Source organism: Natrarchaeobaculum sulfurireducens (assembly GCF_003430825.1).
GTDB lineage: Archaea > Halobacteriota > Halobacteria > Halobacteriales > Natrialbaceae > Natrarchaeobaculum > Natrarchaeobaculum sulfurireducens.
Map to the genome: position 1 here is coordinate 1,909,846 of NZ_CP024047.1, position 23,794 is coordinate 1,933,639.

Annotated in this window: 18 protein-coding genes; 9 read left to right on the forward strand and 9 right to left on the reverse strand. The window is 64.1% G+C overall.

Going from position 1 to position 23,794, the window contains the following annotated elements; genetic code table 11:
• Positions 1 to 59: 59 nt before the first annotated feature.
• A complete protein-coding gene (locus tag AArc1_RS10670; protein WP_117364352.1) occupies positions 60 to 1,124 on the forward strand; it encodes a polyprenyl synthetase family protein in 1,065 nt (354 codons plus the stop codon).
• Positions 1,125 to 1,436: 312 nt separating this feature from the next.
• Here the strand turns inward: AArc1_RS10670 and AArc1_RS10675 are convergent, their stop codons facing one another.
• Positions 1,437 to 2,405, reverse strand: a complete 969-nt coding sequence (locus tag AArc1_RS10675; RefSeq protein ID WP_117365867.1) for an FKBP-type peptidyl-prolyl cis-trans isomerase — start codon at positions 2,403 to 2,405, stop codon at positions 1,437 to 1,439.
• A gap of 88 nt (positions 2,406 to 2,493) precedes the next feature.
• On the opposite strand from AArc1_RS10675, the gene cyaB reads away from it, so the two are divergent.
• The 4 genes from cyaB (at position 2,494) to AArc1_RS10695 (ending at position 6,346) form a co-directional block, all read left to right on the forward strand.
• On the forward strand, positions 2,494 to 3,039 hold the full coding sequence (gene cyaB, locus AArc1_RS10680; RefSeq protein ID WP_117364353.1) for a class IV adenylate cyclase: 546 nt from the start codon (positions 2,494 to 2,496) through the stop codon (positions 3,037 to 3,039).
• Between the two features lie 105 nt (positions 3,040 to 3,144).
• Positions 3,145 to 4,350, forward strand: coding sequence for a methionine adenosyltransferase (locus AArc1_RS10685; protein WP_117364354.1), 1,206 nt, complete (start codon positions 3,145 to 3,147; stop codon positions 4,348 to 4,350).
• Positions 4,351 to 4,538: 188 nt separating this feature from the next.
• Positions 4,539 to 5,717 (forward strand): tRNA sulfurtransferase, encoded by a 1,179-nt coding sequence (locus tag AArc1_RS10690; RefSeq protein WP_117364355.1) that lies wholly within the window; start codon positions 4,539 to 4,541, stop codon positions 5,715 to 5,717.
• Positions 5,718 to 5,782: 65 nt separating this feature from the next.
• On the forward strand, positions 5,783 to 6,346 hold the full coding sequence (locus AArc1_RS10695; RefSeq protein WP_117364356.1) for a DUF5804 family protein: 564 nt from the start codon (positions 5,783 to 5,785) through the stop codon (positions 6,344 to 6,346).
• Positions 6,347 to 6,397: 51 nt separating this feature from the next.
• Here AArc1_RS10695 and AArc1_RS10700 read toward each other — a convergent pair whose 3' ends face one another.
• Positions 6,398 to 7,372, reverse strand: coding sequence for a PLP-dependent cysteine synthase family protein (locus AArc1_RS10700; RefSeq protein ID WP_117364357.1), 975 nt, complete (start codon positions 7,370 to 7,372; stop codon positions 6,398 to 6,400).
• 163 nt (positions 7,373 to 7,535) lie between these two features.
• Between AArc1_RS10700 and AArc1_RS10705 the strand changes: the two genes are divergently transcribed.
• On the forward strand, positions 7,536 to 7,865 hold the full coding sequence (locus AArc1_RS10705) for a VOC family protein (RefSeq protein WP_117364358.1): 330 nt from the start codon (positions 7,536 to 7,538) through the stop codon (positions 7,863 to 7,865).
• Between the two features lie 51 nt (positions 7,866 to 7,916).
• Positions 7,917 to 8,318 (forward strand): TlpA family protein disulfide reductase, encoded by a 402-nt coding sequence (locus AArc1_RS10710; RefSeq protein WP_117364359.1) that lies wholly within the window; start codon positions 7,917 to 7,919, stop codon positions 8,316 to 8,318.
• A 58-nt stretch (positions 8,319 to 8,376) separates the two neighbouring features.
• Here the strand turns inward: AArc1_RS10710 and AArc1_RS10715 are convergent, their stop codons facing one another.
• The 7 genes from AArc1_RS10715 to thyA all read right to left on the reverse strand — a co-directional run bounded on the left by AArc1_RS10715 (position 8,377) and on the right by thyA (position 19,250).
• Complete coding sequence (locus tag AArc1_RS10715; protein ID WP_117364360.1) at positions 8,377 to 9,396, reverse strand: sensor histidine kinase; 1,020 nt, start codon at positions 9,394 to 9,396, stop codon at positions 8,377 to 8,379.
• A gap of 139 nt (positions 9,397 to 9,535) precedes the next feature.
• Positions 9,536 to 10,987 carry an ATPase domain-containing protein gene (locus AArc1_RS10720; RefSeq protein WP_117364361.1) on the reverse strand — a complete coding sequence of 484 codons (1,452 nt, stop codon included), beginning with the start codon at positions 10,985 to 10,987 and terminating at the stop codon, positions 9,536 to 9,538.
• A 142-nt stretch (positions 10,988 to 11,129) separates the two neighbouring features.
• On the reverse strand, positions 11,130 to 13,280 hold the full coding sequence (locus AArc1_RS10725; RefSeq protein WP_117364362.1) for a thioredoxin domain-containing protein: 2,151 nt from the start codon (positions 13,278 to 13,280) through the stop codon (positions 11,130 to 11,132).
• 111 nt (positions 13,281 to 13,391) lie between these two features.
• Entirely contained in the window at positions 13,392 to 14,372 is a 981-nt protein-coding gene (locus AArc1_RS10730; protein ID WP_117364363.1) for a methyl-accepting chemotaxis protein, read from the reverse strand.
• A 316-nt stretch (positions 14,373 to 14,688) separates the two neighbouring features.
• Positions 14,689 to 17,451, reverse strand: a complete 2,763-nt coding sequence (gene acnA, locus AArc1_RS10735) for an aconitate hydratase AcnA (protein WP_117364364.1) — start codon at positions 17,449 to 17,451, stop codon at positions 14,689 to 14,691.
• Between the two features lie 225 nt (positions 17,452 to 17,676).
• Positions 17,677 to 18,237 (reverse strand): dihydrofolate reductase, encoded by a 561-nt coding sequence (locus tag AArc1_RS10740; protein ID WP_117364365.1) that lies wholly within the window; start codon positions 18,235 to 18,237, stop codon positions 17,677 to 17,679.
• Positions 18,234 to 19,250: a thymidylate synthase gene (thyA, locus tag AArc1_RS10745; protein WP_117364366.1), complete on the reverse strand. Its 1,017-nt coding sequence runs from the start codon at positions 19,248 to 19,250 to the stop codon at positions 18,234 to 18,236. Before thyA ends, AArc1_RS10740 begins: the two co-directional genes overlap by 4 nt.
• A 158-nt stretch (positions 19,251 to 19,408) precedes the next feature.
• Between thyA and AArc1_RS10750 the strand changes: the two genes are divergently transcribed.
• Positions 19,409 to 21,043, forward strand: coding sequence for a ribonuclease H-like domain-containing protein (locus AArc1_RS10750; RefSeq protein ID WP_117364367.1), 1,635 nt, complete (start codon positions 19,409 to 19,411; stop codon positions 21,041 to 21,043).
• A gap of 3 nt (positions 21,044 to 21,046) precedes the next feature.
• Complete coding sequence (locus tag AArc1_RS10755; RefSeq protein ID WP_117364368.1) at positions 21,047 to 23,767, forward strand: DEAD/DEAH box helicase; 2,721 nt, start codon at positions 21,047 to 21,049, stop codon at positions 23,765 to 23,767.
• Positions 23,768 to 23,794: the final 27 nt, after the last annotated feature.

The window sequence follows — 23,794 nt, forward strand, 5'->3', positions numbered from 1 at the left end:
AACTGATTTCAGGCAGGAAGAACTGAATCTTTTTGAGGGCGCTCCGTCTCGGGATGGGTATGCGGAAGACGCTTGCCGAGTGGCGGCCGGCAGTCGACGAGGCGATCGCCGACCTCGTCCCACAGGAGATCGACGCCGAATATCTGGAGACGTTTTTCGGCGAACCAACCTACGAGTACGATCCACAGGGGATTCAGCGGGCGCTTTCGGATCCACTGTGGGACCTGCTCGACCGGGGTGGCAAACGGTGGCGAGCGGTGCTCTTTCTCGTCTTCGTCGAGGCGTTCGGCGAGAACCCCGAAGCGTACCTGCCGTACGCCTGCATTCCGGAGATTCTGCACAACGGGACGATCATCGTCGACGACGTCGAGGACGAAGCCTCGATGCGTCGTGGCGACGACGCGCTTCATCACATCTACGGCCAGGACGTTGCACTCAATGCGGGCAACGCGATGTACTTTCTGCCGTTGAAACTGTTGATGGAGAATCCAGGGGATCTCCCACCCGAACGACGGCTGGCCGCCTACGAAATGTTGATGTACGAACTCAACCGGACCCATCTCGGACAGGGGATGGACATCTGCTGGCACAACGAACGCGACGTCCGAATCACGGCAGAACAATATCTCGAGATGTGTGCCTGCAAGACGGGCTGTCTCGGACGGATCGTTGCCCGACTGGCAGCGATCGTCACCGACCAGCCGACGGCGGTCGAACACGCCGTCGCCGACTACGCGGAACTCACTTCGGTCGCGTTCCAGATCGGCGACGATATCTTAGACGTCGAGAACTCGCTCGGACGTGCCGGCGAGTTCGGCAAGGAGTTCGGCAACGACGTTCGCGAGGGGAAGAAAACCTTGCTCGTTATCCACGCCATCCGAGAGAGTGAACCCGAGCACGCAGCCCGCCTCCAGGAGATCCTCGCCGCGGACACGAACACCGACGAGGAGGTGCTCGAGGCCCTGTCGATCATCGAAGACGCCGGCAGCATCGACTACGCCCGCGACCGAGCCCTCGCGCTCGCCGCAGAGGCTCGCGAGTCGATCGCTGACCTCGACCTCGAGGAGACAGCCCACGAGGAGCTACAGGAGTTCACCGAGTTCGTCATCGATCGCGACGTCTAGCGGCCCACCACCACTCGGGGGGCACCGATCGTCAGGTCTGACTGTCGCCCCGTCTCGAGCGCTGCGACCGGTTTCGAACCGACCAGTGCGGGCCGGAGGTCTCGAAACCGATCAGTGCTGGCCGGGAACGGACGCGAGTGCCACGGCTCGGCCTCTCGTTTCAGGATCGCCCAGCGTCGGGGCTGAGACGCAGAACGTGTCTGGTGTCATATCGAGGGCTGCGCTCAACACGCTAGAATGCGGGAATTCGCCTCGAGAATCGGTCGAGGCGGAAAACGAACCGGTGGTTCGACTGTGGACTCGAGGTCGGCGTTACTCGTCGCCTTCGAGTTCTTCGACGATCTCGTCGGCGTCGACGTCAGCGTCCTCGAGTGCGGCTTCGAGGTCGCCGCCGCCCATGCCGCCCATCATGCCGCCGAGGCCCATGTCGCCCATGCCCTCGATGACTTCCTGGACGACGATACGGTCGACGCCGACCTTGTCGATGATCTCTTGGCCGATCTGCTGTTTGCCCATCATCCACTGCTGGTTCATGGTCATCTGGGGCTCGGCCTCGAGGTAGATCGTCTCTTTCTCGACGACCTCCGTCTCGAACTCGGGTTCGGCGTCGTCGTCATCGTCCTCGTCAGGCTCGACGGGGACTTCCTCTTCGACTTCCTCGGTCTCGATCCAGAGTTCGGGCTCGAAGCCGAGGTACATCTCGAAGAGGCCGGCAGTCTGCTCCTCGCGGTCGTCGACGGCACCGACGATCTCGTACTCGTACTCGACGTCTTCGCCGGCCAGCGGGTGGTTGAAGTCGACACGGGCGCGGCCGCCGATGATCGTGCTGATGTAGCCCTGCTGGCCGTCGACCTGCACGTTCGCACCGGGGTAGCGGTCGTCCTCATCGATCTTTTCGGCGCTGACAGTCTGGACGTTGTCGGGGTCGTACTCGCCGAAGGCGTCCTCGGCAGTGATCGTCACGGTACCCTCGTCGCCGACCGCACTGCCGACGACGGCGTCTTCGACGTCCTCGAAGATGTGGCCCTCGCCGAGGACGATCGTCCGCGGCTTGAACTCCTGGCCCTGGGCGTCGACGCCTTCTTCCTCGGCGACGTCGGGGTCGGTCGTGTCGACCAGCTGTTCACCCTCGACGGTGTAGGCGGTGTACTCGAGTTCGACGAAGTCGCCGTGTTGAAGCCCGTCGGCTTCCGTTTCGGCGTCTTCGGATTCGTCTTCAGCTACTTCTTCTTCGACGTCATCGGCCTGGTCGTCTAGGTCGGCCTCCTGTTCCTCGGTCATACGTGGTACGTCCGCCCGTCTACATTTAAGTACGACGTTTTCGAGCGAGAGCGACCGATACTTACTCCAGCCAGCCGTCTTCTCGGGCATGTACGAGGTCGAAGTGAAAGTACCCGCGGACCTGGAGCGGGTTCGATCGCGTCTCACAGCCCTCGAGGCGACTGAGGTTGGCCGGGTCATGCAGGCTGACACCTACTACGACGCGCCACATCGGTCGTTTCCAGAGACGGACGAGGCTCTGCGCCTGCGAGTGGAGTCACGTCCCGACGAGACCGGCGAAGAGACGCGAATCACGTACAAGGGGCCGCTTCTCGATAGCGACTCGAAGAGTCGCGAGGAGTTCGAGACGGCGGTTGGAGACGGAGAGACGATGGCGGCCGTCCTGGCGAATCTGGGATTCGAACCCGTCGAAACAGTCCGCAAAGAGCGCGACCGGTTCGCCCTCGAGGGGTACACTGTCACGCTCGACGCCGTCGACGGCGTCGGCGAGTTCGTCGAAGTCGAAACCGAGGTCAACCGGGAGGCCGACTTCGAGTCGGCTCGCGAGGGCGCGTTCGACGTCCTCGAGCGTCTCGGGCTCGACCCGGACGATCAGCGCCGGACCTCGTATCTGGAGCTACTGCTTGAGTCGTAAGCGGTGATCGAGCCGCGTTTCGACCGGTGGTGGATTACTACGGGGTATTTTCTGACGGATTATGTTTCCGCAAGTTATAGAACCTCGAACGCTCTATCCCCGTCAATGAGCGAACGGAACATTCGGGTCGAGCCGATCGACCGGCAAGCAGTCGAGGATCAGGAGGTCGAAATCGTCGAGCGAAAAGGGATCGGTCACCCGGACTCGATCTGTGATGGAATCGCCGAGAGCGTCGCTGGGGCGCTCGCCCGTGCGTATCTCGACCGCGTCGGCAAGGTACTGCACTTCAACACGGACGAGACACAGCTCGTCGCCGGTGAGGCCGCACCCGCGTTCGGCGGTGGCGAGGTCGTCGATCCGATCTACCTGCTAATTGTCGGCCGTGCGACCAAACACTACGAGGGCCAGACCATCCCGGCCGAGCGGATCGCGCTGACTGCCGCCCGAAAATACATCGAGGAAACCATCCCACAACTCGAGTACGGCGAGGACGTCATCGTCGACGTGAAACTCGGTGAGGGAAGCGGTGATCTACAGGAAGTCTTCGGCGAGGACGAAGTGAGCGTTCCGATGGCAAACGACACCAGCTTCGGTGTCGGCCACGCGCCACTGACCGAGACCGAACGGATCGTCCAGGACGCCGAATCGCGACTGAACGGCGAGTTCGTCGAGGAGAACCCCTACCTGGGCCCGGACGTGAAGATCATGGGCAAACGCGAGGGTGACGAGATCGACGTCACCGTCGCGGCCGCGATGGTCGACAAGTACGTTCCCGATATGGACGCGTACAAAGACGCCGTCGAATCCGTCCGCGAATTCGTCGAGACGGTCGCGAACGAACACACCGACCGCGACGTGACGGTCCACGTAAACACGGCCGACGACTACGACGAGGGCTCGATCTACCTCACCGTCACCGGCACCTCCGCCGAACAGGGTGATGACGGCTCCGTCGGCCGGGGCAACCGCGCCAACGGTCTGATCACGCCCAATCGCTCGATGTCGATGGAGGCCACCAGCGGCAAGAACCCCGTCAACCACATCGGCAAGATCTACAACCTTCTCTCGACGAAGATCGCCGAGGAAGTCGTCAGCGAGGTCGACGGCATCCGTGACCTGCGCGTCCGACTGCTCAGCCAGATCGGCCGTCCGATCGACCAGCCCCACGTCGCTGACGTCCACGTCGTTACCGAAGACGGCGTCGCCCTCGGCGACGTCGAAGCCGAGATCGAAACGATCGTCGACGCCGAACTGTCGAACGTCACCGAGATCACTCGCAGCGTGATCGACGGCGAACTCACGACCTTCTAACCCGGACCACGGATCGTTCCGACCGGCCGTCCTCGAGCAGCCACATCGATCCCTACCGGGGTTGGTTCAACTCGCCGACCTGTGGTCCGTCGATGTCGACTAACTGCGGGCCCGACGTCGGCTGTGTGTTCGGCTCGCTGCCGGTCCCCTCGTAACCCCCTTATAGGCGCAGTCGTCTATCACCGGTCATGCATCCCCCCGGAGCCGATACCGTCCTCGTTCGCCACGGGGACTTAAACACCAAGAGCGCCCACGTCAAACGGCAGATGGAGGGCCTGCTCGTCGAGAACGTCGAGGCCCTGCTGGCCGACCGGGTTATTCCCGGCGACGTCCAACACCGCTGGAATCGGCCGTTGATCCACACCACCGAAGACGCCGTCGCAGCGGCGACCGACGCCGCGGCCGAGACGTTCGGCGTCGTCTCGGCGAGCGCCTGTCGAACCGTCAGCACCGAGAAGGCACAGATCCTCGAGGCCCTCGACGAGATCGCCCGCGAGTGTTACGATGGGGGGACGTTCGCGGTCGACGCTCGGCGAGCGTACAGGGAGCTGCCCTACGACAGCGAGGACCTGGCTCGAGAGGGTGGCACCGTCATCTGGGAGGCCGTCGAAGACGAGTTCGAACCGGCAGTCGATCTCGACGATCCCGACCTCACCTTCGGGATCGAGGTCCGCGAAGACGCGACGTTTCTCTACCTCGAGCAGGTGTCGGGACCGGGGGGGCTCCCGCTCGGCACCCAGGAGCGTGTGATCGCACTGATCAGCGGCGGGATCGATTCGCCCGTCGCGGCGTACGAACTGATGCGACGTGGGAGCCCAGTCATCCCGGTGTACGTCGATCTCGGGGCGTACGGGGGGGTCGACCACGAGGCGCGGGCGATGGAGGCGGTACGGACGCTCTCGAAATACGCGCCGAACGTCGACATGCCGGTCTACAAAGTCCCAGGTGGAGAAACGGTCGACCTGCTGGTCCGCGAGATGGAGAACGGCCGGATGCTGTCGCTGCGACGATTCTTCTTTCGGATCGCGGAGGAGCTGGCAGACCGAATCGACGCCCACGGCATCGTCACCGGGGAGGCCGTCGGCCAGAAGTCGAGCCAGACGATCCAGAACCTCGGTGTAACGAGTCGTGCCACCGATCTGCCGATCCATCGTCCGTTGCTCACCCGTGACAAACAGGATATCGTCGCCCAGGCTCGCAAGATCGGTACCTTTTCGCAGGCGACGATCAACGCCGGCTGCAACCGGGTCGCGCCGAACCGCGTCGAAACCAACGCCCGACTCGAGCCGTTGCTCGAGAACGAACCCGACGACCTGTTCGAGCGCGCCGCAGCGGCCGCGGCGAACGCGGAACTGGTAGATCCCTGATACGGTCGGCATCCAGCGACTGTGAGACGAAACCACCAATAGGGATTCGCACAGACCACTCCACAGTGACCCGCGTCTGTCTCATCGGGAACGACGACTGCAATCTCCAGTACGAACTCCTCTCCCGGGAGACCTCGCGCGAAGCGCTGGCGACGTACGACCTCACCCGCCCGTTCGAGAACTCGCTTTCGGTCCGTACCGTCAGTGTCGGCGCTGCCGTCTCCCTGCTGAACGACCTCCAGTGGTATCTCACCCGCTTCGTCGACGAAGCGCTCGTCCTCGAGCCCTCCGTTAGCGACGACGAGTGGCTCTCACGAGCGCTCGCTCGAGAGCTGCGAAACGGCGACGTCGATCCCGACGAGACCGGCGAGTTCTGTAAGATATATGGGCTCGAGCGCGTCGACGCTGCGACGGAGACGGGAGAGTCCGACGTCGACCGGGAGGCCGACGACGAGGGCGACGCTCGAGACGCCAACGACTCGGACGCAGGCACAACCGCCTCCTTTGCGAGCCAGCGCCTCGTCGAACCACTGTACGTGCGACGGGCGGGTGGTGAACTCCCCGCGTACGATCTCTGCGACGTCGAGGAGACGCTCGTCGTTCGGGTGACCGAAGCCGAGTACACGTGAGGAGAGAAGCGACGCGAGCGGTACCGACCCAGGGTCGTAGTAACGCTGTGTTCAGTCGAACAGTCCCGTCGAGAGGTATCGTTCGCCGCTGTCCCAGAAGACGGTGACGACGAGCGGACAGTCTTCGGCGACCTCGCCGCCGTCGGCCTCGGGCGTGGGGGCTGAATCAAACGTCCCTGGTATCTCGGGGCACTCCCGGTCGGGTTCGGCAATCTCACGGGCAACCTGCTGGGAGACCAGACTCATCGCGCCGCTCGACTGACCGACGAGGATGCCTTCCTCGCGAGCGAGCCGTCGACACTCGTCTTCTGCGTCCTCGAGTCGGACGGTTTCGACGCGGTCGATCAGATCCACATCGAGGTTGTCGCTGACGAACCCAGGTCCCATCCCCTGAAAATCGTCGTCCCCTGACTCGCCAGTCGAGAGGACGGGGTTTCGCTCCGGTTCGACGGCGACGATCTCGACGTCCGGAAACGCCTCGCGAAGCCGTCTGCCGATCCCCGAGAGCGTGCCCCCGGTTCCAACGCCAGCGACGAAGGCGTCGACCTCGCGATTATCGACCTGTTCGACGATCTCGGCACCCGTCGTTCGGTAGTGAGCCGCCGGGTTCGCCGGGTTCTCGAACTGGCCGAGCTGGGTCGCTCCTTCGGCCTCGAGTTCGTCGGCTCGCTCACGGGCGTCGGTCATGTCGCCGTCGATCAGTTCGAGGTCGGCACCGTAGGCTGCCATAATCTGCTGGCGTTCTTCGGACTTGTCCGCCGGCATGACGATCGTCAGGTCGTAGTCGCGGGCGGCGGCGACCAGCGCCAGCCCGATCCCCGTGTTGCCGCTGGTCGGTTCGACGAGCCGGTCGCCGGGTTCGATCCGCCCCTCGCGTTCGGCCGTCCGAATCATCTCCATGGCCGGCCGATCCTTGGCCGAGCCGCCGGGGTTGAACGACTCGATCTTCGCAGCGACGGTCGCCCCCTCCGGCGAGTCGACCTGGACGAGCGGCGAGCCGATCGTATCCAGGATACTCCCTTTCATTGCCCATCAGTATGGAGTCGAGACGTAAACCCGTGCTGGACGGAGGCAGGACGTGCCGGTGTAGGGACCACAGGGAGTGTGGGGTCGACAAGGAGTGTGGACTCGAGTGGCATCTGCGCTAAAGAGCGGGTAGCTTATCTCGGCTGGCCGAGATGTCTCGCCTATGGACGGCATCGTCTTCTTCCGGACGGAACGCCACGACGAGGTGATCGCGTTCTACCGCGACCTGGGCGCCGACGTCTGGCTCGAGCAGCCCGACTGTACGATTCTCGAGGCTGGCGACTTTCGCTTTGGCTTCTGTGACCGGGAGTCGGCCGACCTCGAGGGCATCGTCACGTTCGTCTTCGAGGATCGTGACGGCGTCGACGCGATGTACGAGCGACTGGCCGCTCTCGCGGACGACGAGCCACGGTTCAACGAGACCTACGACATCTACCAGTTCTTCGCCGCCGATCCCGAGGGCCGAACCGTCGAGTTCCAGTGTTTCGAGTAAGAGGACGTCGGAAACACGGCTGTTAAGCCACTCGATCCGTAACGCGTGGGTATGAGTCTCGAGACCATGCAACCGAACCCCACCTGGGACGCCGCATCCTACGAGGACGCCGTCGCCACGCTCGAAGCACACGCCGACGACCTCGTCTACAAGGTCTGGGGCGGCGACTGGTGCAAGGACTGCCGAAAACTCCTGCCCGACTTCGGCGCGGCGCTCGAGGCGGCCGGCGTCCCCGACGACAACATCGAGGAGATCGCTGTCGACCAGGACAAACAGGGCCCCGGCGTCGACGAATACGGCATCGAGTACATCCCGACGATCGTCGTCGAGCGCGTCTCCGACGGGCCAGACGAAGACGATGGTGAGGAAGTCGTCCGATTCGTCGAGAAAGAGGATCTCCCGCCGGCGATCTGGGTGGCCGAACAGCTCGAGGACGCACTCGACGACGACTGATCGAGGCCGACTGCCGTTTTCGTTCCGAGATGTCGTTCCCTGCACCCGCGAGCCGCCGTTAGCGATCGGGGTCTGGCCGTTCGACGCCCGTAATCTCGAATCGAGCGCCACCGGCATCGCTCTCGGTGATCGTCAGCTCCCAGCCGTGGGCCTCGACGGCGTTCGCAACGATGTCGAGCCCGAGGCCCGTCCCGCCACCGGTCCCCGAGTAGCCCCGCTCGAGGACGTTCTCACGATCCGATGGGTCGATCCCAGGGCCGTCGTCGGCGATGTACACGCCCGACTCGAGGACGCCGACGTCGATCGTCACGTCGTCGCCAGCGTGTTCGACCGCGTTTCGAAACAGGTTCTCGAACGCCGTCAGGAGGTGGTCGGGATCGGCGACGACAACGGATTCACCGTCGGGTTCGATCAGGGACGCGTCGGGGGCCTCGATGACCGACCAGGCGTCCCTGACGACGGACCGGAGGTGGAGTTCACTGCGGTCGGTCGTCAACCCGTTCCGGGCCTGTGCGAGGACGGTGTCGACGATCGACTCCATCCGATCGAGTGACTCCGCGACGATTTCGAGCTGCTCTCTGTCGGCCGCGGAAACGGACGGTTCGAGGAGGTCGAGTCGTCCCTTCGCGACCTGGAGCGGATTTCGAAGGTCGTGGGTCACAACGCTTGCGAACTCCTCTAGGCGCTCGTTTTGGGCCTCGAGTTGCTCGAACTGTTTCCGACGAACGAGCAGATTCGAGAGCCGCCGAAAGAGGACGACCTGTTGAACGGGAGCCCCGACGACGTCGTCGACGAGCGGATTACCACCGTCCGAACGCTCTTCGAGAAGCGACGGGTCCAGTCGCGTCTCGGGACGTCGAACGAGGACGACCGGCCTAAACGAGGATGGAGCGTCGTCTTTCAACTCGGTGATCCGGTCACGATACCGCGAAAACGATCGATCGTCCACGAGCAAGAGGTCGCCGGTCAGTTCGTTTCGGTCCGTCGTCACGTCGTATCGTGCTTCGAGGAGTTCGGCCAGGGCGTCTCTGTTCGCGTCGTCGTCGACGAGCAGCTGGATCATCCCGCGATCACTCATCGGCGCTCACCGGGGAAAAACGGCCCATTCGTCGGATACCAGTCGCGACGACACGTCGTCGGTCGACTTGACTGGTACGGAGAGCAGTTTGGAACCGAACACCTGTCATGGCTCGTTTCGGTCAGGACGGCACGTCGTTCTATCGGCCGTCGCCGGTCCACCGCGGCGTTCCCTCGAGGATACCCTCGACGTCGGTTAAGGGCTCGCCGACGACGATTCCGTCGGACGTGATCTGAAACTCGCGCATGGTCCGTTCGAAATCGCTGGCTCGTTTTTTCAGGACGCCGATCCCCTTGCGTAGCTCACCGCCTTGCTCGATGTAGTTGAGTAAGAGGATGTTGTCGGCGATGTAACTGATGTTGGCGCTGCTCGCACTCGGCATCCCGGTCACCTGCTCGGTTTCGTCGAGGAGTAAGACGGTGACGTCTCGGCTCTTGAGATAGCGGATGAGACCGTGGAGCTTCCGACCGAGTGCCTCCTCGTCACCCTGGATCGCGACCTTGTATCCGTCGACGCCGTCGATCATCACGACCTCCGACCCGTGGACGTCGACCTGCATCTTGACTCGCTGGGCGAACTCTTCAGCCGAGAGTGAGAGCGGTTCGACGGCCTCGATCGAGAGTGCGCCGTCCGCCTCGAGGTCGGACAGCGGCGTACCGGTCGACTCGGACCGGTAGACGAACGTTTTGGGTGACTCCTCGAAGAGGTAGGCAACGGGAGATCCACCCTGTTCGGCCGCCGCAGCGAGAAACTGCGTTCCGGTCGTGGTCTTACCGACGCCCGTCGGGCCGCTGATGAACGTCGCCGTTCCCCGCTCGAGGCCACCCCCGAGCATCGTATCGAGCTCGTCGATGCCGGAGGTGATCTGTGTGGGGATGAACTCTCGTTCGAACTGGTCGGGGATCAGACTCGGATAGACGGCGAGCCCGTCTTCGCGAATTTCGAGCCCGTGGGTGCCGTCCTGCTGGCCGATCCCCCGGTGTTTCGGAACCGATACTCGTCGTCCACCTTCGCCGCGCTCGAGTTCGATTATCCCGTCGCTGAGCGAGCGAATCTCGTTGTCGCTTCGGGATTTCGATGGCGTCTGGGTCGCGATGACCGTGGTTCCGCGCCCCTTCAGAAATCGCATGAACGAGATCAGCCGTTTGCGAAACTGGTACTCCGAGGGCTCGATGTACTGGAGTTGTGAGATCGGATCCAGAAGCACCCGATCGGGATTGATCTCCTCGATCGCGTCCCGAATGTCCTCGATGAACTGATCGGATTCGATGTCTCGCGTATCGACCAGATCGTATGACTGGTTACCCTCGAAGAAATCAGAGTCGGGTCCCAGATCGAGAAACTCAGCAGCAGAGAGATCGATCCCGAAACTCGAGGCGTTCGCATGAATCTCCGTCTCCGACTCTTCACCGTGGACGAAGAGGACGGTCTCGTCGTTTTCGAGACCGGTTCGTAGAAACTCGATTCCCAGAAGCGTCTTCCCCGTTCCAGGTCGTCCAACAACGAGGTAGAGCCGTCCCATCACGACCCCACCGAAAAGAATCTCGTCGAGGCCCGCCACTCCCGTTTCGACCGTCTCTAGAGAATCCATTTCGATGGCCGTACGGTATCTCGGTATCGGTATAAATGTACGTGCCTGTCAGCGACCGGTAAACGACCGAACGGCGACACGAACTCGTGACCGTTCGACTCACCGATACCGCACTGGCCGCTTCGACCGAGTGGGTGGACCGTCAGAACGGGGCGTCTGCCGGATCGTCCCCCTCGAGCCACTCGAGCGCCGTCTCGACGTCGTGGGTCGGCGCCGAACAGGTCCGCCCGCGACAGACGTACAGTGTCGGTTCGCCGTCGCGGGCCTCCCGGCCGGCCCAGATCGGCGGGGCGTCCTCGAGACCGAGTTCGCCGAGCCAGGCCTCGAGGCCGTCGTCCGTCGGCGGCCGATGTGCGAACAGTCGGCCGGAAACGTACCGCGTGGCGAACGCATCCTGCCACGGTTCAGGTGGACTTTCGGCGGCGACGGTGATCTCGACGGGCCCGGCCTCGAGCCGGTCGGCCGCGAGACAGAGCGTCGCGTGTTCGAACGCGTTCGACTCGAGGCGGTTGGCGTGGGTCTCGAGGACAGCCGAGGCGATCGACTCGAAGTCGTCGCTCGTGAACCCATCGAGAGACAGCAGCGTCTCGACGGCAACGCCGGTCGCCGACGGAGTCGACTGGTCCGACAGCTCCTGTGGACGGGTGACCAGCGACTCGCCACTTTCAGGGGTGAAATACAGCGTTTCGCGGTCGGCATCCCAGAACTCGACCTCGATGACTCGACCCAGCTCGAGTGCGAACGCGAGGTACTCAACCTCGCCGGTCGCTTCGTAACACGCGAGCGCGCCGCGAGCGAGGAAGGCGTAATCCTCGAGGTAGCCGTCGACCTTGACGTCCCCGTCTTTGTACCGCCGCGAGAGTCGGTTCGCGTCGTCGTCCCAGAGTCGCTCTCGGACGAACTCGAGCGCGTCGACGGCCTGCTCTGTGTACGCATCATCTCCGAGACAGAGCGCAGCCTCCGCACAGGTCGTGATCAGGAGCCCGTTCCAGCCCGCCAGTACCTTCTCGTCGCGGTTCGGTCGCGGACGCTCCGCTCGAGCATCGAAGAGAGCATCTCGAGCGTCCTCGAGTCGTTGTTCGACGGCCGCTTCGGCGAGGTCGTACTCCTCGGCCAGGGCATCGATCGGTCGAATCCGGTTGGGCTGGCTCGTCCCCTCGAAGTTGCCCGATTCGGTGACGTCGTAGCGGGCACAGAACAGCTCCGCATCCGTCTCGTCGTCGAGTACGTCGTGGACCTCCGCGGGCGTCCAGACGTAGAACACCCCCTCCTCGTGCTCGCCCGTTTTTGGGTCCTCGCTCTGAGCATCGAGCGTACTGAAAAAGCCGCCATCGGGATGGGTCAACTCGCGTTCGACGAACTCGAGCGTCTCTCTGACCACCTCGGCATAGCGCTCGTCGCCGGTGAGCTGGTAGCCGGTGAGCAGCGCCCGCGGGATCTCGGCATTGTCGTACAGCATCTTCTCGAAGTGAGGCACCGTCCAGTCGCGGTCGACGCAGTACCGGTGAAAGCCGCCGCCGACGTGGTCGTAGAGGCCTCCTGCCACCATCGCGTCCAGCGACTCACAGAGCACCTCGCGGAACGCCTCGCGCCCGGTCCGATCGTACGCCCGGGCGAGTACCTGTAACCGGGACGGCTGAGGGAACTTGGGACCGCTCGAGCCGAAGCCACCGTGCTGGCGGTCGGCAGTCCTGAGCGCTGCTTCGGCCGCACGCTCGAGTACCTCGCTAGTTGGCGGGGCCGAACCGCGAACCGCGTCGGGCGTCTCCTCGAGTCGGTCTCTTGCGGCACTGGTCCACTGGTCGGCTCGGTGTTCCATCTCCGCACGATCGTCGGGTGAGTCCCACGAGTCGCTGATTCGTCGACAGAGATCGAGAAAACCGGGCTGGCCCCGTTTCGCTTCTCTGGGGAAGTACGTCCCCACGAAGAAGGGCTTGCCCTCGGGGGTGAGCCACGCCGACAGGGGCCAGCCGCCACGACCTGAGACGAGTTGGCAGACCGTCATGTAGATACTATCGACGTCCGGACGCTCTTCGCGGTCGACCTTGATAGGGACGAAGTTCTCGTTTACTACCTCGGCGACGTTCCCGTCGGCGAAGCTCTCGTCTTCCATGACGTGGCACCAGTGACACGCCGAGTAGCCGATCGAAAGGAAAATCGGGACGTCACGGTCGCGGGCGGCCTCGAGCGCCTGCTCGTCCCAGGGCTGCCAGTTGACGGGGTTGTCCGCGTGCTGGCGGAGATACGGGCTCTCTTCCTCGTCGAGGCGGTTGCGTTCGGTGGGCTGATCCATGACCCGATTAGGGCCAGGTATAGTAAAAGTCCGCGGTATGTTACTAAGAAGTCGGTCGGAGTAGACGGCCAGAAACGGCCCGGCTCGAGTGATACACCGGACGTTGCCGGACTACTGCACCGGCCTGGCCGACGGCGCGAAATCGTCGACGAGGTGTTCGAGCGTTCGGTCGATCGTCTCGATGTGTTCGGTCTGGGATTCGATTTCGGTGGCAATCGCGCCGGTGTCGGTCGCGATACGCTCCGCACTGGCGACCGTCTGATCGACCATGCTCGCGACCTCTTCGGTGCTCGAGGCCTGCTCGTCAGTCGCAGCGGCGACCTCGTCGATACCGGCCGAAACCTCGCCGACGACATCGTGGATGTCCTCGAGATGTTCGACGGCTCGATCGACCTCGTCGATGCCGCGTTCGATCCGCTCGTTGTTCTCGTCTAAGCTCGTGACTGCTGCGTTGGTCTTCTCCTCGACGTCGCGGATCGTCCGTTCGATCTCGCTGGCTCGCTGCTGGGAGTCTTCGGCCAGCGATTTGACCTCGCTCGCAACGACGGCGAACCCATCGCCTGACTTGTCGGCGTGAGCAGCCTCGATCGAGGCGTTCAGCGCCAGCAGGTTCGTCTGATCGGCGATGTTGTCGATGATCGAGACGATTTCGTCGATCTCCGCGACGCTCTGTTGGATCGCAGTGACGTCTTCGGTTACCTCGGTTGCGGCCTCGCGAATCGATTCCATCGCCGAGCCGACTTCCCCAGCCGACTGCTGGCCGTTTTCAGCGAGTTCCTGGGCCGTCTCGCCCGCTGCGGCGACTTCCTCCGACGAGGAGGCGATCTCCTCGACCGACGCCGAAAGGCTCGAGGTCTCGTCGGCGACGTGCATGATCGCCTCGTGTTGCTCGTTCGCTTCGGCGTGGATCTCCTCCAGCCGCTCGCTGATCTCACCAGTTCCCTGGCCGAGTTCCGCGAGCGACTCCTGTATCTCGGCAGCCTCGGCGTTGTCGTATCCCGCGTCCGCGTCGATGTCTTCGACGACGTCGGTGTCGATGCGCTCGGTCGTATCCTCGAGTCTACCGCCCGCAGATCGGTTACCGAATGACATCACACACCTCCGTCCTCTCGTCATACTGGGAGTGTTCGGGACACGAATTCCGTGAGAAAGCCGCACTTCTGTGGCCACTGACGATTTCCAATTCCGGCATTCACACAGACAAAGGGCGGTCTCCAGTATATGCTTTTTTGCCAACGGTGCCGGTTTCTCCCCGAGTGCTAGCTATTGACCCGATAGCGTGGTCACGTGTTCACTACGACGAGGGATTGCTACAAGATACTGAATACGCCCCTCATATGACGGCGTTTCCTCGCGGGGTCTGTGGACTCGAACAGCCACCGGACGGACCGGCGACCGGGCTCCGGCGTTACTCGAGCTCTTCGGTGAGCAGGCGTCGCAGCACGAGGTGGAGAACGCCGCCGTTCTCGACGTATTCGACTGCCATCGGCGTGTCGACCTGTGCGGTGACGGTGAACTCCGTGACCTCGCCGTCGTCGTCTTCGGCCGTGACCGTCAACTCGGCGTTTGGCTCGAGGCCGTCCTCGAGGCCGGAAATCTCGAAGTGCTCGTCGCCCTCGAGGCCGAGTTCTTCCCAGCCCTCGCCGTCGTCGAACTGCAGGGGCAAGACGCCCATGCCGATGAGGTTGTCACGGTAGATACGTTCGTAGCTCTTGCCGATGGTCGCGCGGATACCGAGCAGGTCGGTTCCTTTCGCGGCCCAGTCACGGCTCGAGCCGGTTCCGAGTTCTTCGCCGGCCATGACGATGAGTGGCGTGTCCTCCTCGCGGTAGCGTTCGGAGGCGTCGAAGACCGTCGTCTCCTCGTCGGTCGGGTGGTGGATGGTGTAGCCGCCTTCCTTGCCGTCGAGCAGCTCGTTTTTGATGCGGACGTTCGCGAAGGTGCCACGCATCATGACCTCGTGGTTGCCACGGCGGGAGCCGTAGGTGTTGAACTCGTACGGTTCGACGCCGCGCTCTTTGAGCCACTGGCCGGCGGGCAGGTCCTCGCTGAACGGCCCGGCGGGGCTGATGTGGTCGGTCGTGACGGTGTCACCGAGCGTCAACAGCGCGCGAGCGCCCTCGACGTTGTCGACGCCGGGTTCTTCGAGCGGGAAGTCCTGGAAGAACGGCGGTTCGCGGATGTACGTCGACTCGGAGTCCCAGTCGTAGACCTCGCCTTCGGGGGCGTCGAGAGCTTCCCAGCGCTCGTCGCCTTCGTAGACGCTCGCGTACTTCTCCTCGAACATCTCGGGAGAGATGCTGTCGTGGATCGTCTCGCGGACTTCCTCCGTGTCCGGCCAGATGTCCTCGAGGTAGATTTCCTCGCCATCGTCGTTCGTGCCGATGGGCTCTTCCTCGAGGTCGATGTCCATCCGACCTGCGAGACCGTAGGCGACGACCAGCGGCGGGGAAGCGAGATAGTTCGCTTTGATCTTCGGGTGGATGCGGGCCTCGAAGTTTCGGTTACCCGAGAGGACGCTCGTCGTCCAGAGGTCGTGTTCGTCGATCGCGTTCTCGATCGGCTCTGGCAGGGGTCCGGAGTTGCCGATACAGGTCGTACAGCCGTAGCCGACGACGTGGTAGCCGAGTTCCTCGAGGTCCTCGAGCAGCCCGGAGCGCTCGAGATACTCCGTGACGACCCGACTGCCGGGTGCAAGGCTGGTTTTGACGTACTCGGGTACCTCGAGTCCGGCCTCGGCCGCGTTCCGAGCGAGCAGGCCGGCACCGACCATCACGGACGGGTTCGAGGTGTTCGTACAGGAGGTGATCGCGCTGACGAGGACATCGCCGTGGCCGATTTCGATCTCAGTTCCGTCCTCGAGTTCGACGGGGACCTTCTCGTCGAGCGCGAGACCGGGGCCGTCGGCGGTCGAATCCGCCGCGGCCGCGCCGCTTCCGTCGCCGATCGCTGGTTCGCCGCCGGGGCCGATAACGCCTTCCTCTTCGAGCAGGGACGGGAAGTGCTCGTCGAGGTTGCCCATCGGGATACGCTGGTGGGGCTTCTTGTGGCCGGCGAGGCTCGGTTCGACGTCGCCGAGATCGAACTCGACGACCTCGGTGAATTCGGGGTCCTGCTCGCCGAACAGTCCCTGGGCCTCGAGATATTCGCGGATGAGTTCGATGTGATCTTCGTCGCGACCCGTGAGTTCGAGGTACTCGAGGGTCTTGTCGTCGACGGGGAACATGCTGATGGTCGAACCCTGTTCGGGGGCCATGTTCGAGATCGTCGCTCGGTCGGCCACGGAAAGCTGGGAGACGCCGGGGCCGAAGAACTCGACGAACTTGTCGACGACGCCGACTTCGCGGAGCTTTTCGGTGATGTGAAGGACGAGGTCCGTCGCGGTCGCACCGTCAGGCAGATCGCCGGAGAGGCGGACACCGACGACTTCGGGAAGGGACATGTTGATCGGCTGGCCGAGCAACGCCGCTTCGGCCTCGATTCCACCGACACCCCAGCCGACGACACCGATACCGCCGATCATCGGGGTGTGGCTGTCGGTACCGACGAGCGTGTCGGGCACCAGCCACTGCTCGCCGTCGACCTCACGCTCGTGGACGACCTCGCCGAGGTGTTCTAAGTTGACCTGGTGGACGATCCCCGTTCCCGGCGGCACGACGTTGAACTCGTCGAACGCCTGCTGGGCCCACTTGATCGCGCGGTATCGCTCTTCGTTGCGCTCGTACTCGATCTCGACGTTCTTCTCGTAGGCGTCGTCGCTGCCGAAGTGGTCGACCTGTACGCTGTGGTCGATCACGAGGTCACACGGGACTTCCGGCTCGACGACCGTCGGGTCGACGCCCTTTCGGTCTGCGGCCGAGCGCAGGGCCGCGAGGTCGACGACTGCTGGCACACCGGTCAGGTCCTGCAGGACGACCCGCGAGACCGTAAACGGCACTTCGGCATCCGGAACGTCCGGCTCCCAGGAAGCGGCCGCGCGAACGTCGTCGGCGTCGATCATGTCGCCGTCAGCGTTGCGCAGCACGGACTCGAGCAACACTCGAATGCTCACGGGCAGCTTCTCGAGGTCACAGAGGCCCTGCTCCTCTAAGACCGTAAGGTCGGCCATTTTGTACGTTTCTCCGTCGTGCTCGAACTCCCGGATTGCATCCGAGAACTCCATCGTAGACATATGCGCGGCTATGGACCCATCACATTTGAAACTGCCGAGAACCGTTCGAAGCGGTCACAACGGCCCCGTATTTGTCGGGGCAAATTTTGCATCGCACAGAATAACCCGATATCATCAGTTTCAGGCTCTACCGACCGGTTCGACCGTCCGATCTGCACCGATCGTTAATGACTATTTTATCACCGGGTGGAAAAATGAGACAACGAGACGGACGGCAGTCACCGATCAGTTCGTGCGAACGTATTCGACGAACGCGAACCCGTCGCGGTCGTCCCGACTGGCCTCCCGAAAGGCGGTCCGGTCCCAGTCGGGAAAGGCGGTGTCGCCGTCCGGCTCGTCGTCAATCTCGGTGACGATCAGCCGATCGAGCACGGGAAGGAACTGCTCGTAAATCGAGGCCCCGCCCGCGACGAAGATTCGCGAGGCGTCGTCGTGGCGCTCGCGCGCGGCCCTCCCTGCCCGCTCGAGAGCCTCCTCGAGATCGTGCGCGACGAGGGCGTTCTCGGGCGTCTCGAGGTCACGGGTCGTCACGACGACCGTCGTCCGACCGGGGAGCGGTTCGCCGAGGGCCTCTAAGATGCCCTCGTAGGTGATTCGTCCCATGACGACGGGGTGGTCCATCGTCGTCTGCTTGAAGTGGGCGAGGTCTTCGGGGAGGTGCCACGGCATCTCGCCGTCCTTCCCGATGATGCCGTTGTCGGCGACGGCGACGATACCGACGAGTTCGCGACCCGTCTCGAGTGCCGGTTCCCCGGCGGCGTCGCTGGGGGTCGAGTCGTCGCTCATTCGGCCACCGAGAACGCGATTCCCTCGTGGGACTCGTACCCGAGGAGTTCGACGTCCTCGTAGGCGAGGTCGTCGATCGAGACGTTCGCAACCTCGAGCGTCGGTCGTTCGAGCGGGTCGCGCGAGAGTTGCTCGAGCAGGCCAGGAACGTGATCGAGACGCTCGTCGCCCTCGGCTTCCGCCGGCGCTTCGGCCTCGAGCCACTCGCGAACCGCGAGGTAGCCCTCACGGTCGTCGACGTCGGCGAGCCGGGCCTGGAGGGTCTCGAGGTTGTCGGCGTACCACTCGCCGCGGTCACCACGACCACAGTAGACGTGTGCGTCGACGACGGTGTGAGCGAACGTGCCGGGTTCGAAGCCCGTCTGCTGGGCGACGACGGTCGTCAAAAGCGCGTAGGCGGCGATATTGAACGGGATTCCGAGTGCGATGTCGCCCGATCGCTGGGTGAGATGGCAGTTCAGCCGGTCGCCCTGGACGTTGAAGACGAAGGTGTAGTGACACGGCGGCAGCGTCGAGACCGCCGCGTTCGCGGGGTGCCAGGCGTTGACGACGAACCGACGCGAGTTCGGCGAGTCCGAGAGCCCGTCGACCACGTACTGTAACTGGTCGAACGTCAGTCGGCCGTCCGCCTCCTCGGTGACCCACTGGTCGGCCGCCTCAGGCCAGGACTCGCCCTCGAGACGCGCCTCCGCTGCTGGGATGGGGTATCGACGCCAGAACCGGCCGTAGGCGGTATCGAGATGCCCGTCATCGTCGGCCCAGGCGTCCCAGATCTTCGTTTCCTCACGCAGGTCTCGGATGTGCTCTTGACCTGAGAGGTACCAGCAGACCTCGTGGAGCATCGAGTTCCACCGATAGCCGTCCATCTTTTTGGTCGTGAGCAGGGGATAGCCCTTCGAGAGGTCGACCTCGTAGTGTTCGCTAAACGACGAAACCGTGTCGACGCCGGTGCGGTTGGGCTTGTAGGTCCCTCCCGAGAGCGCGGCCTCGACCAGCTCGAGGTACTGTTGCATTGTCGCGCCATTCGAAGCCCCCGACTAAGGTACTGTTGTATTGTCGCGCCACTCGAAGCCCCGAGTAAAACACTGCGCTTCGAGGACCTGGTGACGGTGGAATCACTTTCACCGCGCTCTCCAAATCCTCATTGTCCCCCCGCACGTTCCGTCGGTCGATGACCGCTCGAGCCGGCCCTGGCCTGCTGGCGCTTTCGCCGTCGGTGCTCGCTGACCGTCCGGAGGCGACCCTGCAGGATATGGCGGCCACGCTCGAGCCTGACGCTGTCTGGGTGCTTGGCCCATCGCGCGATGCTCGGGCGTTCGCCCGCGCCCGGCGAGCGTTCGACGTGCCGGTGGTCCACCCGCCGCTCGAATCGGGCGACGGCCCGCTCTCGACGCTGGCGGTCGACACTACTGGCCGGACACTCGAGGTCGCGTTCGCTCCCGACGCACGAGCGCTCCAGAGAGACCCCGAAACGGCCGCAAAAGAACTCACCGCCTCGAAACCTTGCGCGCTCGTCTGTGACGACGTCACGACCAGCGTTCGCCCGACCGCCCTCGAGACGACGCTCGAGTGCGCGGACGCACTCGCGAGTGCGCTCCCGCGCGGGCGCGTTTCGACCGTCCTTACAGGGGGTGAGCCGGCCGGCTACGACGAACTGTGGCATCTCGAGCCAGCGACTGGGGCCGTAAGAGCCGTCGATCACGACCCACTGGTCGGTTCCGACTCGACCGATGACGAGGCGGTTTCGATCCGCGTCCGTGGTGCGGGATCGGTCGAGAGCTACGGCAAATCGACGGGCGTCGCGCTCGTGACTCTCGACGGCGACGGTGACGGCGTCGAGCGGACCGATACTCACGACGTCACCGACTTCGGCCTCGAGGCCGTCTCCGGGATTGGCCCGAAGACGGCCGCCCGACTCGCCGACCGGGGGATACAGACGCGGGCGGACGTGCTCGAGACGTCTATGGCGACGCTCGCCGACCTTCCGGGAGTCGGGCGGGACCGCGCACGGACGTTCCACCAGCACGCGACGGTCCTCGAGACGGGCGAGCCCCGGCGACTCACCGACGAGTCTCTCCCCGGTGAGAACTGGTCGACACCGCCGCTGTGTCTCGACATCGAGACCGACGGTCTCTCGCCGACGATCATCTGGCAGGTCGGCGTCTACGACCCTGTCACCGACGAGTACCGCGCGTTCGTCGAGCGAACCGATCCGACAGATCCGGCCCCGGTGCTCGAGGCGTTCTGTGACTGGCTGTTCGGCATCCACCCTAACCGGGCGTTGCTCACCTGGAACGGCTGGCGCTTCGACTACCGCCACCTCGGGGCGTTCATCGCGAAACACGTCCCGTACTACGCCGAGGAGTGGGAGGCGATTCCCACGTTCGATCTCTACCTGTGGGCCGTCGGCAACGACAACGCGTTGCTCCCCGGACGAACGAACGCACTCGAGGACGTCGCATCGGCGCTTGACTACGAGGGCGCGGGAACGGGCCTCGACGGCGCGCGAACCGCCGCGGCCTACCAGCGGTTCGTCCGAACCGGGGAGCCGCTCGAGTGGGATCGCCACGAAGCCTACTGCGAGGACGACTGCCGGGCGCTGTGGCACGTCTACGAACACCTTCGAGACGCCCCACAGGCGGATTCGACGGCTGAAACCACCGCCAGCGATCGCTCGAGTACATCATCCGCTGGACTCACTGACGCCGCGGAGTCGGACTCGAGCGGCCGTCGCCGGGAGCCGACGTCAGGCGAGACCAAGAACTCGACCGAGAGGACCGAGCAGACTGGGTTAGGTGATTTCTGACCGATGAACAAGCGATCATCAACCGACACGACTGACGTCTCGATCACGGGCGAGGGTCTCCTCGAGACGTTTCCGCGTTACCGCGATGGGGATGACGTGACTGTCCTCGAGTTGCCGGGGCGGGAGGCCGAGACGGTTCCGCCCACCGACGTACTCCGGCCGGAACTCGCGGAAGCACTCGAGAATCCGCTCTACAGCCACCAGGCCGAGGCACTCTCCGCCCTCGCCCACGGACAGCACGTTTGCGTCGCGACGAGTACGTCCTCGGGGAAGACGCGCATCTACGCCCTCCAGATCGCCCGTCACGTCCTCGAGGCGCGGGCTCGAAGCGAGGAGTCGACCGCGTACCTGCTCTATCCGACGAAGGCGCTCTCGCGAGATCAAGAACGGAGTTTGAACGACTTCTTCGAGGCACTGGACCTCGAGATCACGGTTCGGGTCTACGACGGCGACACCGAGTACGGCGAGAACCGACGGCGGATCCGTGAGGAGGCGGACGTCATCATCACGAACTTCGCGGGCGTGAACACGTATCTGCACGATCACGACCGCTGGGCTCGTTTCCTCTCGGCGTGTGATCTCGTGGTGATCGACGAGTCACACACCTACACTGGCATCCACGGGATGCACGTCGCCTGGATCATCCGCCGACTCAAACGTGTCCTGTCGTACTACGACTGTGACCCCCAGTACGTCCTCACGAGCGCGACGATCGGTAACCCGGGTGAGCACTCCGAAGCCCTGATCGACGAGCCCGTAACCGTGATCGACGACGACGGCTCGCCGACGGGTCCGCGCGAACTGGTGCTGTGGAACCCGCCGCCTCGAGCGCACCAGGACACAGGCGACGACCGCGACGAGTGGGCCGAGACGGACGAGAACGACACGGGTGAGCGTGCCACCGAAGCGGACGCCACTGCCATCCTCGAGCGCGTCCCAGCGACCGTCGAAGCGCCGCGGATTCTCTCACACCTGGCGTACCACGACGCTCAGACGTTGCTGTTTACGCCCTCGAGAAAGCTCGCCGAGCTGTCGGTTAAGCGGGCCGCGAAGTTCCGAGGAGACAACCGACGCACCTACGTGAACCCCGACCGGGGGAGTGCGATCGAACCCTACCACGCCGGCCACTCGCGCCGACAACGCCACGGCACCGAACACCAGCTGAAGACGGGACTGCTGGATGGCGTCGCCTCGACCAACGCCCTCGAGTTGGGGATCGACGTCGGCGAGATGGACGCGACGGTCCAGCTGGGCTATCCGGGTCAGCGCCAGTCCTTCTGGCAACAGATCGGCCGTGCCGGCCGAGGGACGAAACGCGCGCTCTCGGTACTCGTCGCCGAACACCGTACGCTCGATCAGTACGTCGTCTCGAATCCGGAGTACCTGCTCGAAGCCGACGTCGAAGATGCGGTCGTCGACGTCGAGAACGACGCCGTCTTCGCCCAGCACGTCCGGTGTGCCACAGACGAACTGGCACTTAGCGAAGACGACGCAGGATCGTTCGCCGACCGCGACCGACTCGAGCGCGCCGTCGAGATGTGGCGTCGGGCCGGGCAGCTAACCGGCGCACTCGAGGCCGGGGTCTCTTATGTGGGGTCGCCCCGGCCACAGCAATCGATCTCGCTGTACGCGACGGCCGGTGAGGAGTACGAGGTTCGACTGGCCGACGGTGTCGACGAGCAGTACGACCCGGAGATGGAGCCACTCGCCAGAGAACGCGTCCTCCGGGACTTCCACGAGGGGGCAGTGCGACTCCATCAGGGCCAGCAGTACGAGGTCGTCACCGTCGATCACAGTTCGCCGCGGCCGTCGGTGACGGTTCGACCGACGAACGTCGACTACTACACGCGCACCCGAACCGACGTGACAGTTCTGGATGCGGTGTCGGAGGAATCACGGGATATCGGTGAGTTTACCCTACACTTCGGCCGCGGTCGGGTGCTCGTCTACCACGGCAGGTACGACGAGGTCGGCATCCACGACGGGATGACGAAATCACAGGCGATCCCCACCGAGAACCCGCCGCTGTCGATGGAGACGCAACTGTGCTGGCTCGAGGTTCCCAAACACGTCGAACGCGCACTCGTCGAGAAACATCGCGAGTTCTCGGTTCCCGATCTCGAGGATGGTCTCGCGGAGACGGCCCATCTCGGCTACGCGGGCGGGTTACACGCCGCCGAACACGCAATCATCGGCGTCGCCCCGCTCGAGTTGATGGTCGACAAACGCGATCTGGGTGGGCTGGCGACGCTTTCGGTCGACTCTCACCTCGACCAGGACGTGACTTCGGACGAGGCCGCTCGAGGCGGCTCGTCGGGGGCGGACCCGGCCAACACAGCCGGCGCGCCGCGAAACATCGCGGCCGCCGAAGCGACGGTCAGGGAGATCGCGATGGGCCTCGAGCGCGAGCCAGCCAGCGGCTGGTTCGTCTACGACGGCATCGAAGGTGGCCTCGGCTTTGCGCGGGCCATCTACGACAACTACGAAGCCGTCGCAGAGCGAGCCAGGGAGCTGATCGCAGGCTGTGACTGTGGGACCGTCGGCGGCTGTCCGGCCTGCGTGATGGACGATCAGTGTGGCAACGACAACCAACCACTCCACCGCGAGGCTGCAGTCGACGTTATAGACCAGTTGCTCGGTGATGCAGACGAGACGGCACTCGAGCCGTACCTGCCGGACGAGGAGTTCGGCGGTGACCGACGGCCACCGCTGTTTTACGCGTGAAACCGGTCGCTCGCACATCCTCGAGCA